The following is a 16,130-nucleotide window of genomic DNA, read 5'->3' on the forward strand; positions in this document are numbered from 1 at the left end:
GGGAGAAAAGCGGCGCACGATGTAACAATGCGCACAGGCCAGTCCCCTCGCCCCTTCGGGGAGAGGGTTAGGGTGAGGGGGAACGTGCGGTCTGATGCCCTCACCCCGGCCCTCTCCCACAGGGAGAGGGAGAAAAGCGGCGCACGATGTAACAATGCGCACAGGCCAGTCCCCTCGCCCCTCTGGGGAGAGGGCTAGGGTGAGGGGAACAAACCGCTCCACACCCACCAAACAACCGGCCACATCTGTGGCCTGCAACACTAAACAGGCAGAACGTGAAAAATTATCTCTGGCTGGTGGCGCTGCTTCCCCTGCTTAGCGGGTGTGAATCGCAGGCCATTCTGGTCAAAAAAGACGACGCATACTTTGCGCCACCAACCACCGAAGCGCCGCCTCCGGCAGACGGGCGTGCCGGAGGCGTGTTTGAAACTGGCTACAACTGGTCGCTAACCGCTGACCGGCGGGCTTACCGTGTGGGCGATATCCTGACGGTGATCCTCGAAGAATCGACCCAGTCGAGCAAACAGGCGAAAACCAACTTCGGCAAGAGCAACAGCGTCGATATCACCGCGCCAACGGTATTCGGTCACACCAAAGATAAGCTTTCTGGCTCCATCGACGCCAACCGCGACTTTGACGGTAGCGCCACTTCCCAGCAGCAGAACAGCCTGCGTGGGGAGATCACCGTTTCCGTCCATGCGGTTCAGCCCAACGGCATTCTGCAAATTCGCGGCGAGAAATGGCTGACCCTCAACCAGGGCGATGAGTACATCCGCTTAAGTGGCCTGGTACGCGCCGACGATATCCAGAACGACAACTCGGTTTCCTCCCAGCGGATCGCCGATGCCCGCATCTCCTATGCCGGACGCGGCGCGTTAAGCGATGCCAACGCCGCAGGCTGGCTGACGCGTCTGTTTAACCATCCTCTGTTCCCGATTTAATGCCGGAGAGTGCAATGCAAAACTGGATAAAGGCCGCAGTTATCGCCGTAAGCCTGGCGCTGCCTGGCGTGGCGCTGGCGCAATCGCTGGAGTCGCTGGTCAACGTACAGGGCGTGCGCGAAAACCAACTGGTGGGCTACAGCCTGGTGGTCGGTCTCGACGGCACCGGCGATAAAAATCAGGTCAAATTCACTAACCAGACCATCACCAATATGCTGCGCCAGTTTGGCGTGCAACTGCCGAATAAAATCGACCCGAAGGTGAAAAACGTGGCGGCGGTGGCGGTGAGCGCCACGCTGCCGCCGATGTACTCGCGCGGGCAGACCATCGACGTTACCGTTTCGTCGATTGGCGATGCCAAAAGTATTCGCGGTGGCACTTTGCTGCTGACCCAACTGCACGGCGCAGATGGCGAAGTTTACGCCCTGGCACAGGGGAGTGTGGTGGTGGGCGGGATGAATGCCACCGGGGCCAGTGGTTCAAGCGTGACGGTTAACACGCCGACCGCCGGGTTAATTCCCAACGGCGCGACGGTGGAGCGCGAGATCCCCAGCGATTTTCAGATGGGCGACACTATCACTCTCAACCTGAAACGCCCGTCGTTTAAAGATGCCAACAACATTGCGGCGGCGATCAACGCCTCGTTTGGCGGCATCGCCACCGCGCAGAGTTCCACCAACGTGACCGTGCGCGCGCCCACCAGCCCCGGCGCGCGGGTGGCGTTTATGTCGCAGCTTGACGATGTGCAGGTACAGGCGGAGAAAATCCGCGCCCGCGTGGTGTTTAACTCCCGCACCGGCACGGTGGTGATGGGCGATGGTATTGCGCTGCACGCGGCGGCAGTATCGCACGGCAGTTTGACCGTCTCGATTAACGAAACCAGTAACGTCAGCCAGCCGAATGCCTTCGCAGGCGGGCGCACGGCGGTGACGCCGCAGAGCAATATCGCGGTGAATCATGCGCGCCCTGGCGTGGTGAGTTTGCCGGAGTCGAGCAGCCTGAAAACACTGGTGAATGCGTTGAACAGTTTAGGCGCATCACCGGACGACATTATGTCGATTTTGCAGGCGTTGCATGAAGCGGGCGCGCTGGATGCTGACCTGGAGGTGATCTGATGAAAATCAATGGCAGCGGTGGGATTGACGGCAGCGATGCGTTAATGGGGCCGAAAGTTCAGGCCAATGATATCAAACAGGCCGCTGAACAGTTCGAGGCGATCTTTTTACGCAATATGCTCAAAGAGATGCGAAAAACCAACGAATTGTTTGATTCGAAAGATAACCCGTTTAACAGCGATTCGGTGCGCATGATGCAGGGGTTTTATGACGATGAGTTGTGTAACACCCTGGCGCAGCAGCACGGGATTGGGATCGCGGCGATGATTGTGAAGCAGTTGTCGCCGAAGCATAGGTGAGGTGCGCGCTTTGCCCCTCACCCTAACCCTCTCCCCGAAGGGGCGAGGGGACCGATCGAGCGCGGAGGTGAATATGGCGCTGGTTTTCTCCCTCTCCCTGTGGGAGAGGGCCGGGGTGAGGGCATCAGCGCGCACCATCACCCACTTAAGAATCGACAACTTCACGCCGCTTTTAACCGGCACGATTTACCGGTAAGGATCCAACATGGACATGATTAACATCGGCTACAGCGGCGCATCAACGGCGCAGGTGGAGCTGAACGTCACGGCGCAAAACACCGCTAACGCCATGACCACGGGCTACACCCGCCAGGTGGCGGAGATCAGCACCATCGGCGCCAGCGGCGGTTCGCCGAACAGCGCCGGTAACGGCGTACAGGTAGACAGCATTCGCCGCGTCTCCAACCAGTATCAGGTGAATCAGGTGTGGTATGCCGCCAGCGATTACGGCTATTACAGCACCCAGCAGGGGTATCTCAGCCAACTGGAAGCGGTACTAAGCGACGATAACAGCAGCCTGAGCGGCGGCTTCGATAACTTCTTCGCCGCCCTTAACGAAGCGACCACCAGCCCCGATGATTCCGCCCTGCGCCAGCAGGTGATCAGCGAAGCCGGGGCGCTGTCGTTGCGTATCGATAACACGCTGGATTACATCGACTCGCAAAGCACGGAAATCATCAGCCAGCAGCAGGCGATGGTGTCGCAAATCAATACGCTCACCAGCGGCATCGCTAGCTATAACCAGCAAATCGCTCAGGCCGAAGCCAACGGTGATAACGCCTCCGCGCTCTACGACGCTCGCGATCAGATGGTGGAAGAACTGAGCGGAATGATGGATGTGCAGGTCAATATCGACGACCAGGGCAACTACAATGTCACCCTGCAAAACGGCCAGCCACTGGTGAGCGGGCAGCAGAGTTCGACCATCGCGCTGGAAACCAACGCCGATGGCACGCCGACCATGTCGCTGACCTTTGCCGGAACTACCTCGACCATGACCACCGATACAGGCGGTTCATTAGGCGCATTGTTCGACTATCAAAACGACGTGCTGACGCCACTGACCGACACCATCAACAGCATGGCGTCGCAGTTTGCCGATGCGGTCAACAATCAACTGGCGCAGGGTTACGATCTCAACGGTAATCCCGGTGAGCCGCTGTTTATTTACGATGCCAGCAACGCCGATGGCCCGCTGACCGTTAACCCGGATATCACTGCCGATGAGCTGGCGTTCTCCAGTTCGCCAGACGAAAGCGGTAACAGCGACAACCTCCAGGCGCTGATCAACATCTCCACCGAACCGCTGGAGATCGACAACCTTGGCAGCGTGACGGTAGGGCAGGCGTGCTCGTCGATTATCAGCAATATCGGCATCTACAGTCAGCAAAACCAGACCGAAGTGACCGCCGCGTCCAATGTCTATTCTGAGGCGCAAAACCAGCAGAGCAGTGTTAGCGGTGTCAGCATGGACGAAGAAGCGGTGAACCTGATCACCTATCAACAAATTTATGAAGCCAATCTGAAAGTCATTTCCGCCGGCGCCGAGATTTTCGATTCGGTACTGGAAATGTGCAGCTAAGCGGGAGCGCGAGAATGCGAGTAACCACCCAACAAACCTACGTCTCGATGACGCAAAGTTTTAATAATCTCTCCGGCGATCTGGCGCACGTGGTCGAGCAGATGGCAACCGGCAAGCAGATTTTACAGCCGTCGGATGATCCTATCGCCGCTACGCGCATTACCCAGTTGAACCGCCAGCAGTCGGCGATTGAGCAGTATCAGAGCAATATCGACTCCGCGTCGGCGGGGTTAAGTCAGCAGGAGTCGATTCTTGATGGCGTCAACAACAGCCTGCTGGCTGTGCGCGACGACCTGCTGGAAGCGGCGAACGGCACCAATACCGCCGATTCGCTCGCAAGCCTCGGGCAGGATATTGAGTCGCTCACCGAATCAATGGTCGCGGCGCTGAACTATCAGGATGAAGACGGGCACTACGTGTTTGGCGGCACCATCAACGATCAGCCGCCGATTGTGGCAGTAGATGATGACGGCGACGGCGTTACCGACAGCTACAGCTATCAGGGTAACAGCGACCACCGCCAGACCACCGTGTCGAACGGCGTGGAAGTGGATACCAACGTGGCGGCGAGCGATTTTTTCGGCAGCAATTTAGACGTGCTCAACACCCTGAATTCCCTGTCGCAGGAGCTGCAAAACCCGGACGTTGACCCGGCCGATCCGCAGGTGCAAAGCGATATTCAGAACGCCGTTGATGTGGTGGACACCGCCTCGGACAACCTCAACGCATCAATTGCTTCGCTTGGCGAAACGCAAAACACCATGTCGATGCTGAGCGATGCGCAGACGGATATCTCCACCTCCAACGATCAGTTGATTGGCTCTTTACAGGATCTCGATTACGGCCCGGCGTCGATCACCTTTACCGGACTGGAAGTGGCAATGGAAGCTACCCTCAAGACTTACTCGAAAGTGAGTGAGTTGAATTTGTTCAGCGTTCTCTAACTCTTTCAGGAACAGTATGCAGGTCGGACTTACTTCTTCGTCACTCGCCACCGGTGGGGCGCATAGCTCTGCGGTATCGACGTCAACCGTTGCGCCCACTCAGGCGGTGCGGCAAAAGCTCCCGGCGACGGCGAGTGAATATCCGGCCTCGCCGCTGATTACCACTCGCCCGCAGCGTTACAGCGTGCAGCTTAACGATCAGCTCACTACGTTGCAGCAGGCGGACCATTATCTTGGGCAACTGGAACAGCAGTTGCTCGATTATCGTCATAGCCAGCGCAAAGGTGGGCAGGCGCAGAATACAACGCTCACGCAGATGCTGGACAAACGTACCGCGCTTTCCGGCGGCGCGGTGGACCGCCAGTTGCAGCCGGTGTTGCAGGGCGAAGCGCGGGTGACGTTTCACTCGCCGGATCTGGCGAATCTCGTACACAATCCCACGCCGGGAACGCGGATGTTCAGCGTTTCTGACGGGCGTCAGACCCAGCTTGCAGCGGTGATGTTATCTGATGATGATAGCGCCGGGCAGTATCAGACACGGCTGACCAACGCGCTGCGCCGCGTGGGGATGCAGATGCATCAACACGCCGATGGCATCAGTTTCTCCACGTCAGAAAAACAGTGGCCCCATATCGAACGCACCTTAAGCGTGCGTGCCGATGGCGATAAGTCTGCGTTTACGCCGCTAAAAACATTTGCCGAGCCGTCGCAGGTCGACCGTTTAGCGCAAAGCCTGCAACAGGGCGGGGCGGGGATTTCTCAGACGTTAGAAAGTATTAGTCAGCAACGTGCGCAAATGGCGGTGCAGCAGGAGAAAGCGCGGCAGTTAATTGATGGCATGTCCCGCTTCCCTGATGCAGAGAATGCGGTGCAGGCATCGGAAAACCTCGGCGGAGTGCTGGATAGCGCCAATCATAATTATCAGGTGTTATTACAGGCGGTGAACGGTCAGGCGCGGATTTCCAGCCAGACGGTGAGGAATTTATTGGGCTAATTATTTGTATGCCGGATAAGACGCGTTTAGCGTCGCATCCGGCATTTAATGGTATTCATCAGCATTTCTGCACGGTATTTAACAACTTCTCTAAATTCTGATACATCGCGCTACTAATATCGCTATTCTGCCAGCTTTCCACATTAAAGGTTAATTGCCAGCTACCGTTGCACTGGTTACGCAGAACGATATCACTCTCCAGTCGGTTATGAATATATTTATAATAGGTTGTCATGGTCATATTATGCGCTGACAATAAATTATCTAACTTCTCTTTCCCCGGCGCGAGGGTTTGTGAAAGTAATGGCGCAGTATTATTTTCCCCATCAGTACTAAGATGAAATATCTTTATTCGCGGACTACTTACCGTCTCTTTAACCAGTTGCGGCGTGTCAGGCATATTTTTATCGTAGGTATAACCTACGGTTGAGCCAGTGACGATGGCAACAGCTAACATCATCAGTCCCGGCACATAATTACGTTTTTTACGAGTAGTACGAGTAGGGAGTTGCGGTGTGGTTGGTAATATTTCTTCGTCTAAAACAGGTGAAACAACTTCCTGCGGTTCAACCGCAATATTCACCAATGCTTCAATCGATGATGATGCAGGCAAAGAAATATATTCTTTATTACACAGATAACCTTTCTTCGGAATGGTTTTAATAATGTTCTGTTGTTTACCATCATCGTCAATGGCAACACGCAAGGCGTGGATCGCCGTAGGCAAGCTGTTACCGCCGACAATGCGATTTTTCCACACCTCGGCACATAAATAAGATCGCGATAAAACTGTCTCGGCATTTTTTGCTAATGTTTCCAGCAAAATAAAATGGTATTCGCCAAGACGACGTGTTTCACCCGTTTCACAATGAATTAAGGCATTAAGCGACGGGTCCATCCGCCAGTTGTTGATAATAATACTCATGGTTGAGTTTACCTTAGCAAGGGATAAATGTTTCCTGATAGTCCGCTGCATTAAGCAGAGTCTTATACATCCTTGAGAAGATGGTTTTACCGCGTAATAATTAATATTTAATGGTAATAGGATTATTCTTAATCACTATATGGCGTGAGAATGTAACGAAATGGATGGCGAGTCACAATAGTAAAATGTGTGTTATTTGCAACGCAATGTAAATTTTGGCATCAGTTCGTTGGGTAATAATCAATTTTTCTGATGGTAATCTGAGTGATAACAAGCATTTGAGGCTGACATGTTTTGTCACCTGGCCATGTGGCATATATTGCTAATAATCTTTTTATCTGAATTTTGATTCTGTTTTTTTTAGCTAAAAGTGGCATCCGATAAAAGAGACGGAAATTTTTTTAATAGTCATTTTAAGTTTGCTCGTGGGGTGTCGTTTTTACAGAGTATCGAAATGAAAACGATTAATCCCAAGGAGCAGTATCATGTTATCTATGAATACCAATAACGCATCAATGGCCGCTGTTAACGCAATCAGCAAAAGTAGCGCGTCTCTTTCTACTTCTATGGAACGCCTGGCGACTGGTAACCGTATTAACTCTTCAGCAGATGATGCGGCGGGCAAACAGATTGCTAACCGTTTAACTGCACAGTCCAGCGGTATGGGCGTGGCGCTGAGCAACATTAACGATGCTACTGCGATGCTGCAAACTGCCGACAGCATGTTCGACGAAATGTCTGATGTACTGGGTCGTATGAAAGACCTCTCCACTCAGGCAGCGAACGGCACCTACAGCGACGACGATCTGCAGGCGATGCAGGACGAATACGACGAACTGGGTCAGCAGATGTCTGACATGCTGCAAAACACCACCTACGGCGGCACCAACCTGTTCGGTGTTTCCGGCACCAGCAACACCGGTACTGACGGCCTGTTCCAGAGCGCGGTAACTTTCCAGGTGGGTGCGGAATCTTCTGACACCATGACCGTGAACATTTCAAGCCAACTGAATACGCTGGTGACAGACCTTTCTGCGATCAGCAACTCCTTTAGCGCGGATCAGGCAGACACCACTGGCACAGCAGGTGTTTCTGGCGGTACTGAACTGACCGCGTCTGGCTCGGCTAACCAGATGATCACCAGCATTTCTACCGCGATGGATGATGTTTCTCAGATCCAGTCCAAGCTGGGTGCGTCTATCAACCGTCTGAACGATACCGCCAACAACCTGACCAGTATGCAGGACAACACCGAAGTCGCTATCGGTAACATCATGGATACCGACTACGCGACGGAAGCGTCCAATATGACCAAACAGCAGGTGTTGATGCAGACCGGCATCACCATGCTGAAACAGTCCAACAGCATGTCCAGCATGGTTTCCAGCCTGCTGCAGTAACGCGGATTGCCGGATGCGGCGTGAACGCCTTATTCGGCCTACAAAACATTGCAAATTCAATATATTGCAGAAACTTTGTAGGCCAGATAAGCGCAGCGCATCAGGCAGTGTTGCGTTTGTCATCAGTTTCAACACCGCCTGTGGGCGGTGTTGTGCTTTTGGCGGCAGGCTTATTTCCGCCGAACCGGAAACACGCTTTCCGCCTCGTTTTTCAATCTATTGATTATTCACATAAAAAATATTGGCACGCCTTTTGCCAATAACCTGACATCGTTATCTGGAGTCATCAATGATTAACCCAAGAACCATTGCGCAAGAAATCGCTTATGCCGATGTCGCCACTCAGGCGACAAATTTGCAGGAGAAGCAGAGTGAGCTGGATGCTGAAAGCAGCGGCCTGGACTCGCTCAGCTCGGCGTTGAGCGATTTCCAGAGCGCCGTTGACGCGCTGAACAGCGATACCGACGGCCCGGTGACTTTTGCCGCTTCCAGCAATAATGACTCGGCGACCGTTTCCGCTAACTCGCAGGCGCAGGCGGGAAGCTACTCATTTTTCGTTGAGCAACTGGCGCAGGGGCAGCAGACTACGTTCAGTATGGGCGACGACGCCTTTTCCGCCACCGGCACCTTCGAAATGACGATGGGCGACAGCACCATGGATATCGATCTGGCTGCGGCGGATCAGAACGGTGACGGCGACGGTTTTATCGACGCCAGCGAACTGGTGAACGCAATTAACGACTCCGATGATAATCCAGGCGTTTCGGCGGCGTTGGTGAAAACCGACGGCACCACCACCATCATGCTGACATCAGACAGCACCGGCGCGCAAAGCGCGTTTTCGTTCAGCGTAACGGGGCATGATGCAACAAACGACAGCGCCAGCGCGCCCGTTCCCACGGATGTTTCCACGGCTCAGGACGCGATTATTCATCTCGGCAGCGCCACCGGACCCACCATTACCAATAGCAGCAACACCTTTGATGATGTGATCCCCGGCGTCACCATGACTTTCACCGAAGTCAGCGATTCTGACAGCGATCTCACCACTTTTAACATCAGCGAAGATTCCAGCGCCAGCCAGGAGAAAGTACAGACCTTCGTTGATGCCTATAACTCGCTGATTGATACGGTTGATTCACTGACCACCCACGGTGATGACAGTAGCAGCGCCGGGGTGTTTGCGGGCGACGCCGGACTAAGTTCACTGGCGAACCAGCTCGATGACATCGCCCATGCCAGCTACAACGGCGTGTCGATTGTTGACTATGGCATCACCCTCGATTCTCACGGTCATTTGCAGATCGACTCTGACCAGTTCAACGACGAAATGGCGAAAAATCCCGACGGTCTGACCTCTATTTTCGTCGGCGATAACAGCATGGTGGCGAAGATGGATGACCTGATCGACACCTATACGGACTCCAGCAACGGCATCATTACCCTGCGTCAGCAGAACATTGACGATCAGATGAGCAAAATTCAGGACGAAGGCGACCAGCTTACTGACACCTATAACGCTAACTACGATCGCTATCTTGAGGAGTACACCAACACGCTGGTCGAGGTGTACACCATGAAAGCCAGCATGGCGGCATTCGCGTAATTAACAAGGAATATCCCTAAAGATGTACGAAGTACAGGACGGCTATTCGCAATATAAAGAGGTTGACCTTGCGGCTCGCACGGCAGCGGCGTCACCTCTCGAACTGGTACTGGTGCTGTTTTCCGGCCTGATGGATGAGCTGGAACGCGCCAAAAGCCATATCGCAGCGAAGCGATTCGAAAAGAAAGCTCAGAGCATCAACAAATGCATCGACATTCTCAACGCGCTCACTAGCTCGCTGGAGTTTGAAACCGGCGGCGAGCTGGTGGTGAATCTTTCGCGTCTCTATGACCATTGCGTCTGGCGTTTATATGAAGCCAGCGGTGAATTGTCGGCGGAAAAAATCGATGAAGTGATGCTCATCTTAAGCAACCTGCGTGAAGGCTGGGAAGGGCTTTCGGGCAAGCTGGGTTAAGACGATGGAAAAACAACGCAGGCAACTTTTCGCCCTGGTTGAGGCGATGAATGAGGCGCTGGATAAACAACGCTGGCGACGCCTTCCGGCGCTGCATCAGCAGTTGATGCGCCAGTTTCACGACTACGCGGTGGCAGAAACCGATGCGGCACAGTTGGATGCGGTGAAGGCGCAACTGTACGGCGCGTTTAATGCCCTGATTAAACGGCGCGAGCAGCGCGCAGATGTGTTAAAGGCGCGCATGGAACAGCATCAGCGGCATCAGGAAGGCGTACTGGCCTACTCAATTGTTAATTTATTCTCGGAGAAATCATGAATCCGGCATTGCTTGCCACGCTCGGAACGCTTGCAGAAACGGCATCGCTGAAAACGGACATCTTACCGTCGGTGAGCGGGGAAAACGCGCCTGCGTTTACGCTGCCGAAAATGGCCGTCGCGGCGGTGGCAGAGCGTGTGCATAGTGCTAAAACCCCCCAACAGCAGGCGACGCGTGCGCAGGAGAACGATCCGGCGGCGATGCAGGCCTTGATGGCGCTGTTACTGCCGCAATCTGCCGCGCCTCAAGCGCAACAGGCAGCCGTGCAGCCGTCGCTGACGGTGGCTGCATCGCCGGTGATGCAACATCTGGCTAAGGCGATCGTACAACATGCGTCGCAGCAAACCCTTGCGCCAACAACGCAGGAACTGCCGCCACAGTTGCAGGAAGCTCTCGCCCAGTTGCCGCAGGCAAAACCCGAACAGCAGGCCAGGCTGGCGACTTACGCCAGCGAAGATTTACGCGCCATTGCACCCTCGCAGCCACGCGCTTCTGTGAAGCCTGTACGCACGAAATCCGATACAAACCGTGTGACCGTGCGCCCGTTGGTTGAGCGTAAAGCGGAAAAAGTACCGGACAGCGAGCCGGTGATGCCGCGCGCGGTGTTGCAGGTTAAAACGCCGGAGTTGGTCAGCGATCATCACGAAATCGCCGCCAAACCCGTTACGCTCTCGATGGACGAACTGGGCGAAAAACTGACGATCTTGCTGAAAGATCAGATCCACTTTCAGCTCAATAAACAGCAGCAGATCTCCACCATCCGTCTTGATCCACCGTCGCTTGGCAAACTCGAGATCGCCGTACAACTCGACAACGGCAAACTGACGGTGCACATCGGTGCGAACCAAAGTGAGGTCTGCCGCGCGTTACAGCAGTTTAGCGACGATCTTCGACAACATCTGACGGCGCAAAATTTTATGGAGGTGAACGTACAAGTCTCCTCCGAAGGGCAGTCGCAGCAGCAACAACAGTCGGGCCATCAGCAGGAAGAGGTGAGTGCAGCCTTACTTCTCGACGATGCGCCTCAATTTCAACAGAACGAATCCGTTTTGATCAAAGTGTAAAGGCATTATGAAGAAAATCGTGGTGGCGGGCGTGGTCAGCGCCGTTCTGGCGCTGGTGGTCGGTGCCGGGGCTGGATGGGGAGTCTGGCATCATTATGCCGGAAAAGGAAAACCGATTGCCGCTGCGCGGGCGGAATCGGTGGAAACGATGGATGAAAGCAAAAGCGTATTTGTGACCTTGCCGGAAACCATTGTCACGCTGCATGACAATAACGGCGCTGACCATTATTTGTCGGCAGAATTAGTGATGGTGGTCGCCAGTGACAAAGAAGCGGAAAAAATAAAACATCAGGAGCCGCTGTATCAAAGTATTGCGGTTGAATGCCTGACGGAAATGAAATTTGAAGATTTGCGCGGCATGAAAATATCTGCCATCCGCAAACTGATTTCTGACGCGCTGAAAAAAGATCTTCAGCGTCGCAAAATGAGCGCACCGTATAAGGATTTGCTGGTGAAAAAAGTGGTCTTCCAGTAATCACCAGGCGGATATAAACATGCTACAGGACGTATTCGAGTCAGAAGAATTTGCTGCCGCGCCGGTATTAACCCCGCAGCAGGAGAGTCATTATTTGCAGGCCTATTTACCACTGGTGCGTAAAGTGGTGCGGCAACTTGCTCCGCAGTGTAACTGCATTATTGACCGTCAGGATATGGAGCAGACGGCGTTAATGGGGTTGCTTAACGCCATTCGCCGATACGGGCTGCCGGATGAAGGTTTTGCAGGTTACGCCGTGCACCGTATTCGCGGCGCGATCCTTGATGAGCTGCGCGCACTCGACTGGCGACCGCGCCAGCTTCGGCAGAAATATCACCAGATGAAAGACCTGATTCGTGAAACGCGGAAAAAACTGGGGCACGAACCGGAGTGGTCAGAACTGGCCGGGGAAGGGATCTCGCATGAAGATTATCTCGAATATCAGCAACTGGAAGGGGCGGAAATGCTTGCAAGTCTTGATGAGTTGCTCAACGGAGAAGGTCCTGGCATTTCGCTTGTGGGTAGAGAACTGGAAGATCAGTTTGTCACCCAGAAAATGCTGCAATACGCGCTGGCGCAATTAAGTGAAAAAGAGCAACTGATCCTTTCAATGTATTACCAGCATGAGATGAATCTAAAAGAGATTGCGCTGGTATTAGGGCTGACTGAAGCCAGAATTTGTCAACTGAATAAACAGATCGCACAGAAAATTCGTGATTGTGTCTGTCCGAATTAATGTGAAGAGGAAATCATGCAAAAGATTTTAGGCTTGTTGGTGGTGCTCGGCTGCGTATTTGGCGGCTATTTTGAAGCAGGCGGGCAATTAGTGGCTATCTGGCAACCGGCGGAAATGATCATTATTTTAGGCGCAGGTTTCGGGGCGATGATTATCGGTAACCCGAAACATGTGCTGAAAGAGATAGCCCATCAAATTAAAGGTGTGATCAGTAAAAAACAGCTCGGGCCGGAGTTTCAGCGTCAGCTTTTAATGTGCCTGTATGAGTTGCTCGAAATGGTGCAAAACGGCGGTCTGCGGATGCTTGATCAACATATTGAGCAACCGGAAGAGAGCACTATTTTCCAGAAATACCCGCTGGTGTTAACCCAGAAGCGGCTGGTGACTTTTATTGCCGATAACTTTCGCCTGATGGCAATGGGCAAAATTGATGCTCACGAACTGGAAGGCATTCTCGATCAGGAGCTGGACACCGCTGAAGAGTCTCTGTTAACGCCGTCACGCTCGCTGCAACGTACCGCTGAAGCGATGCCGGGATTTGGCATTTGTGCGGCGGTGCTGGGCATTATCATCACCATGCAGTCGATTGACGGCTCTATCGCCCTGATTGGCCTGAAAGTGGCGGCGGCGCTGGTGGGGACGTTTTTAGGCGTGTTTATCTGCTACTGCCTGATGGACCCGCTCGCCAACGCCATGGAACAGCAGGCACGGGCGGAACATTCGCTGCTGGAGTGTGTGCGTACCGTGCTGGTGGCGCAGGCGGGCGGCAAACCGACGCTGCTGGCGGTGGACGCCGGGCGTAAGCTGCTGCATCTGGCGTCCAAACCGACCTTCGCCAATCTCGATGCGTGGGTGAATGCGATGCTGGAGCAAGAATAAGCATGAGAAAGACGGGTAACCGCCGCGAGCGTGGGGCAAAAACCACCATCGTCCGGCGGCAGATCAAAAAGAATCATGCCGGGCATCACGGCGGCGCGTGGAAAGTGGCGTTCGCCGACTTTACCCTGGCGATGATGGCGCTGTTTATGACCCTGTGGATTGTGAACAGCGTCAGTAAATCCGAGCGTGAAAGCATTATGGCGGCGCTGCATGGGCAGTCGATCTTCAACGGTGGCGGGCTGTCGCCGTTAAATAAAATAAGCCCGACTCATCCGCCGAAACCGACTACCGTGGCGGTGCCGGAAGAAACCGAGAAAAAAGCACGTGATGTGAACGAGAAAACGGCGTTACTGAAGAAGAAATCCGCCACTGAACTGGGCGAGCTGGCGACCAATATCAACACCATCGCCCGTAATGCGCATATGGAAGCGAATCTGGAGATGGAGATTGTCCCGCAGGGATTACGCGTGCTGATTAAAGACGACCAAAACCGCAATATGTTTGAACGCGGCAGCGCGAAGATTATGCCGTTTTTTAAAACGCTGCTGGTGGAATTAGCGCCTGTTTTTGACTCACTCGATAACAAGATCATTATCACCGGGCATACCGATGCGATGGCCTATAAAAGCAATATCTATAACAACTGGAACCTTTCGGGTGACCGCGCGCTTTCTGCCCGTCGGGTGCTGGAAGATGCCGGAATGCCGGAAGATAAAGTGATGCAGGTAAGCGCGATGGCAGACCAGATGCTGCTGGACGCGAAGAATCCGCAAAGCGCAGGCAACCGGCGCATTGAGATTATGGTGCTAACCAAAAGCGCCTCGGACACGCTGTATCAATATTTTGGTCAGCATGGAGATAAGGTGGTGCAGCCGTTGGTGCAAAAACTGGATAAGCTGCATGGGTAACAAAAACAGCCTCCTGTAGGCCGGACAAGCGCAGCGCATCCGGCGTTAAGGGGGACTGATTGCAAAACCTTTACGCATTTCTCAAACCCTAAAATCACTGTATACTTTACCAGTATTGAGAGGTGAGCGATGCGTAAAATCATTCATGTGGATATGGACTGCTTTTTCGCAGCGGTGGAGATGCGTGATAATCCCGCCCTGCGCGATATCCCTGTTGCTATTGGCGGTAGCCGCGAACGTCGGGGGGTGATCAGCACCGCCAATTATCCCGCGCGTAAATTTGGTGTACGCAGCGCAATGCCAACCGGCATGGCGCTCAAATTATGCCCGCACCTCACCTTGCTTCCGGGGCGCTTTGACGCCTACAAAGAAGCCTCAAATCATATCCGCGAAATCTTCTCGCGTTACACTTCGCGCATTGAACCGCTGTCGCTGGATGAAGCCTATCTCGATGTCACCGACAGCGTGCATTGCCACGGTTCTGCGACTCTCATCGCCCAGGAAATCCGTCAGACAATCTTTAACGAGTTGCACCTGACGGCTTCTGCGGGAGTTGCGCCGGTAAAGTTTCTCGCCAAGATCGCCTCTGACATGAACAAACCCAACGGTCAGTTTGTGATTACACCTGCTGACGTTCCTGCATTTCTGCAAACGTTGCCGCTGGCGAAGATTCCTGGTGTCGGCAAAGTATCAGCGGCAAAACTAGAGGCGATGGGACTGCGCACCTGCGGTGATGTACAAAAGTGTGATCTGGTGACATTGCTCAAGCGCTTTGGCAAATTTGGCCGCATTTTGTGGGAGCGTAGCCAGGGTATCGACGAGCGCGATGTTAACAGTGAACGGCTGCGTAAATCCGTCGGTGTGGAACGCACGATGGCGGAAGATATCCATCACTGGTCTGAATGTGAAGCGATTATTGAGCGGCTTTATCCTGAACTGGAGCGCCGTCTGGCAAAGGTGAAGCCTGATTTACTGATCGCCCGCCAGGGAGTGAAATTAAAGTTCGATGATTTTCAGCAAACCACTCAGGAGCATGTCTGGCCGCGTTTGAATAAAGCTGACCTAATCGCCACTGCGCGTAAAACCTGGGATGAACGTCGCGGCGGACGCGGTGTACGGTTGGTGGGGTTGCATGTGACGTTGCTTGATCCGCAAATGGAAAGACAACTGGTGTTGGGATTATGATGTATACTATTATGTATATTCTGGTGTGCGTTATTATGAGGGTATCACTGTATGCATCGAATTCTCGCGGAAAAATCGGTCAATATCACTGAGTTACGTAAAAACCCAGCTAAATACTTTATTGATCAACCGGTTGCGGTTCTTTCTAATAATCGCCCCGCAGGATATCTCTTAAGTGCCAGCGCATTCGAAGCGTTAATGGACATGCTTGCTGAACAAGAGGAGAAAAAGCCCATAAAGGCGCGCTTCCGTCCGAGTGCTGCAAGATTAGAGGAAATTACACGCCGCGCTGAACAATATCTTAATGATATGACGGATGATGATTTCAATGACTTTAAGGAATAAG

Annotated in this window: 19 protein-coding genes; 18 read left to right on the forward strand and 1 reads right to left on the reverse strand. The window is 53.5% G+C overall.

What is annotated here, in order from left to right; translation table 11 throughout:
- Positions 1–275 precede the first annotated feature (275 nt).
- The 7 genes from flgH (at position 276) to HEM79_RS17950 (ending at position 5,875) form a co-directional block, all read left to right on the forward strand.
- Positions 276–941 (forward strand): flagellar basal body L-ring protein FlgH, encoded by a 666-nt coding sequence (gene flgH / locus HEM79_RS17925; RefSeq protein ID WP_176241981.1) that lies wholly within the window; start codon positions 276–278, stop codon positions 939–941.
- A gap of 14 nt (positions 942–955) precedes the next feature.
- On the forward strand, positions 956–2,056 hold the full coding sequence (locus HEM79_RS17930; protein WP_176241983.1) for a flagellar basal body P-ring protein FlgI: 1,101 nt from the start codon (positions 956–958) through the stop codon (positions 2,054–2,056).
- Positions 2,056–2,355: a rod-binding protein gene (locus tag HEM79_RS17935; RefSeq protein WP_137471265.1), complete on the forward strand. Its 300-nt coding sequence runs from the start codon at positions 2,056–2,058 to the stop codon at positions 2,353–2,355. Before HEM79_RS17930 ends, HEM79_RS17935 begins: the two co-directional genes overlap by 1 nt.
- A 73-nt stretch (positions 2,356–2,428) precedes the next feature.
- Positions 2,429–2,551 carry a hypothetical protein gene (locus tag HEM79_RS22735; RefSeq protein ID WP_286178620.1) on the forward strand — a complete coding sequence of 41 codons (123 nt, stop codon included), beginning with the start codon at positions 2,429–2,431 and terminating at the stop codon, positions 2,549–2,551.
- 9 nt (positions 2,552–2,560) lie between these two features.
- Positions 2,561–3,937 carry a flagellar hook-associated protein FlgK gene (gene flgK / locus HEM79_RS17940; RefSeq protein WP_176241985.1) on the forward strand — a complete coding sequence of 459 codons (1,377 nt, stop codon included), beginning with the start codon at positions 2,561–2,563 and terminating at the stop codon, positions 3,935–3,937.
- A 14-nt stretch (positions 3,938–3,951) separates the two neighbouring features.
- A complete protein-coding gene (flgL, locus tag HEM79_RS17945) occupies positions 3,952–4,881 on the forward strand; it encodes a flagellar hook-associated protein FlgL (protein WP_176241987.1) in 930 nt (309 codons plus the stop codon).
- Between the two features lie 16 nt (positions 4,882–4,897).
- Complete coding sequence (locus tag HEM79_RS17950; RefSeq protein ID WP_176241989.1) at positions 4,898–5,875, forward strand: flagellar hook-associated protein; 978 nt, start codon at positions 4,898–4,900, stop codon at positions 5,873–5,875.
- Between the two features lie 58 nt (positions 5,876–5,933).
- On the opposite strand, the gene HEM79_RS17955 is transcribed toward HEM79_RS17950, so the two are convergent.
- Positions 5,934–6,800: a transcriptional regulator gene (locus HEM79_RS17955; RefSeq protein WP_176241990.1), complete on the reverse strand. Its 867-nt coding sequence runs from the start codon at positions 6,798–6,800 to the stop codon at positions 5,934–5,936.
- Positions 6,801–7,285: 485 nt separating this feature from the next.
- Here HEM79_RS17955 and lafA point away from each other — a divergent pair, with 485 nt between their 5' ends.
- The 11 genes from lafA (at position 7,286) to yafN (ending at position 16,129) form a co-directional block, all read left to right on the forward strand.
- Positions 7,286–8,200: a lateral flagellin LafA gene (gene lafA / locus HEM79_RS17960; protein ID WP_105280664.1), complete on the forward strand. Its 915-nt coding sequence runs from the start codon at positions 7,286–7,288 to the stop codon at positions 8,198–8,200.
- Between the two features lie 289 nt (positions 8,201–8,489).
- Positions 8,490–9,806: a flagellar filament capping protein FliD gene (gene fliD / locus HEM79_RS17965; protein WP_176241993.1), complete on the forward strand. Its 1,317-nt coding sequence runs from the start codon at positions 8,490–8,492 to the stop codon at positions 9,804–9,806.
- A 22-nt stretch (positions 9,807–9,828) separates the two neighbouring features.
- Positions 9,829–10,221 carry a flagellar export chaperone FliS gene (gene fliS, locus HEM79_RS17970; protein ID WP_085460402.1) on the forward strand — a complete coding sequence of 131 codons (393 nt, stop codon included), beginning with the start codon at positions 9,829–9,831 and terminating at the stop codon, positions 10,219–10,221.
- Between the two features lie 4 nt (positions 10,222–10,225).
- Positions 10,226–10,537, forward strand: a complete 312-nt coding sequence (locus HEM79_RS17975) for a flagellar protein FliT (protein WP_085460403.1) — start codon at positions 10,226–10,228, stop codon at positions 10,535–10,537.
- Positions 10,534–11,601, forward strand: a complete 1,068-nt coding sequence (locus tag HEM79_RS17980) for a flagellar hook-length control protein FliK (RefSeq protein ID WP_176241995.1) — start codon at positions 10,534–10,536, stop codon at positions 11,599–11,601. The genes HEM79_RS17975 and HEM79_RS17980 overlap by 4 nt, the downstream gene beginning before the upstream one ends.
- Positions 11,602–11,608: 7 nt before the next feature.
- Positions 11,609–12,076 carry a flagellar basal body-associated FliL family protein gene (locus tag HEM79_RS17985; protein ID WP_105280666.1) on the forward strand — a complete coding sequence of 156 codons (468 nt, stop codon included), beginning with the start codon at positions 11,609–11,611 and terminating at the stop codon, positions 12,074–12,076.
- Between the two features lie 19 nt (positions 12,077–12,095).
- Positions 12,096–12,812: a FliA/WhiG family RNA polymerase sigma factor gene (locus tag HEM79_RS17990; RefSeq protein WP_176241997.1), complete on the forward strand. Its 717-nt coding sequence runs from the start codon at positions 12,096–12,098 to the stop codon at positions 12,810–12,812.
- A gap of 15 nt (positions 12,813–12,827) precedes the next feature.
- The gene (gene motA, locus HEM79_RS17995; RefSeq protein ID WP_001169518.1) at positions 12,828–13,691 is read left to right on the forward strand and encodes a flagellar motor stator protein MotA; all 864 of its coding nucleotides are present in this window, start codon (positions 12,828–12,830) and stop codon (positions 13,689–13,691) included.
- 2 nt (positions 13,692–13,693) lie between these two features.
- Positions 13,694–14,599, forward strand: a complete 906-nt coding sequence (gene lafU / locus HEM79_RS18000) for a putative lateral flagellar export/assembly protein LafU (RefSeq protein ID WP_176241999.1) — start codon at positions 13,694–13,696, stop codon at positions 14,597–14,599.
- A 129-nt stretch (positions 14,600–14,728) separates the two neighbouring features.
- Positions 14,729–15,784 carry a DNA polymerase IV gene (gene dinB, locus HEM79_RS18005; RefSeq protein WP_021550271.1) on the forward strand — a complete coding sequence of 352 codons (1,056 nt, stop codon included), beginning with the start codon at positions 14,729–14,731 and terminating at the stop codon, positions 15,782–15,784.
- Between the two features lie 51 nt (positions 15,785–15,835).
- Positions 15,836–16,129, forward strand: a complete 294-nt coding sequence (yafN, locus tag HEM79_RS18010) for a type I toxin-antitoxin system antitoxin YafN (RefSeq protein WP_000554758.1) — start codon at positions 15,836–15,838, stop codon at positions 16,127–16,129.
- The last annotated feature ends 1 nt before the right edge of the window (position 16,130 follow it).

It is taken from the genome of Escherichia sp. 93.0816, assembly GCF_013368855.2.
GTDB classification, from domain to species: domain Bacteria; phylum Pseudomonadota; class Gammaproteobacteria; order Enterobacterales; family Enterobacteriaceae; genus Escherichia; species Escherichia ruysiae.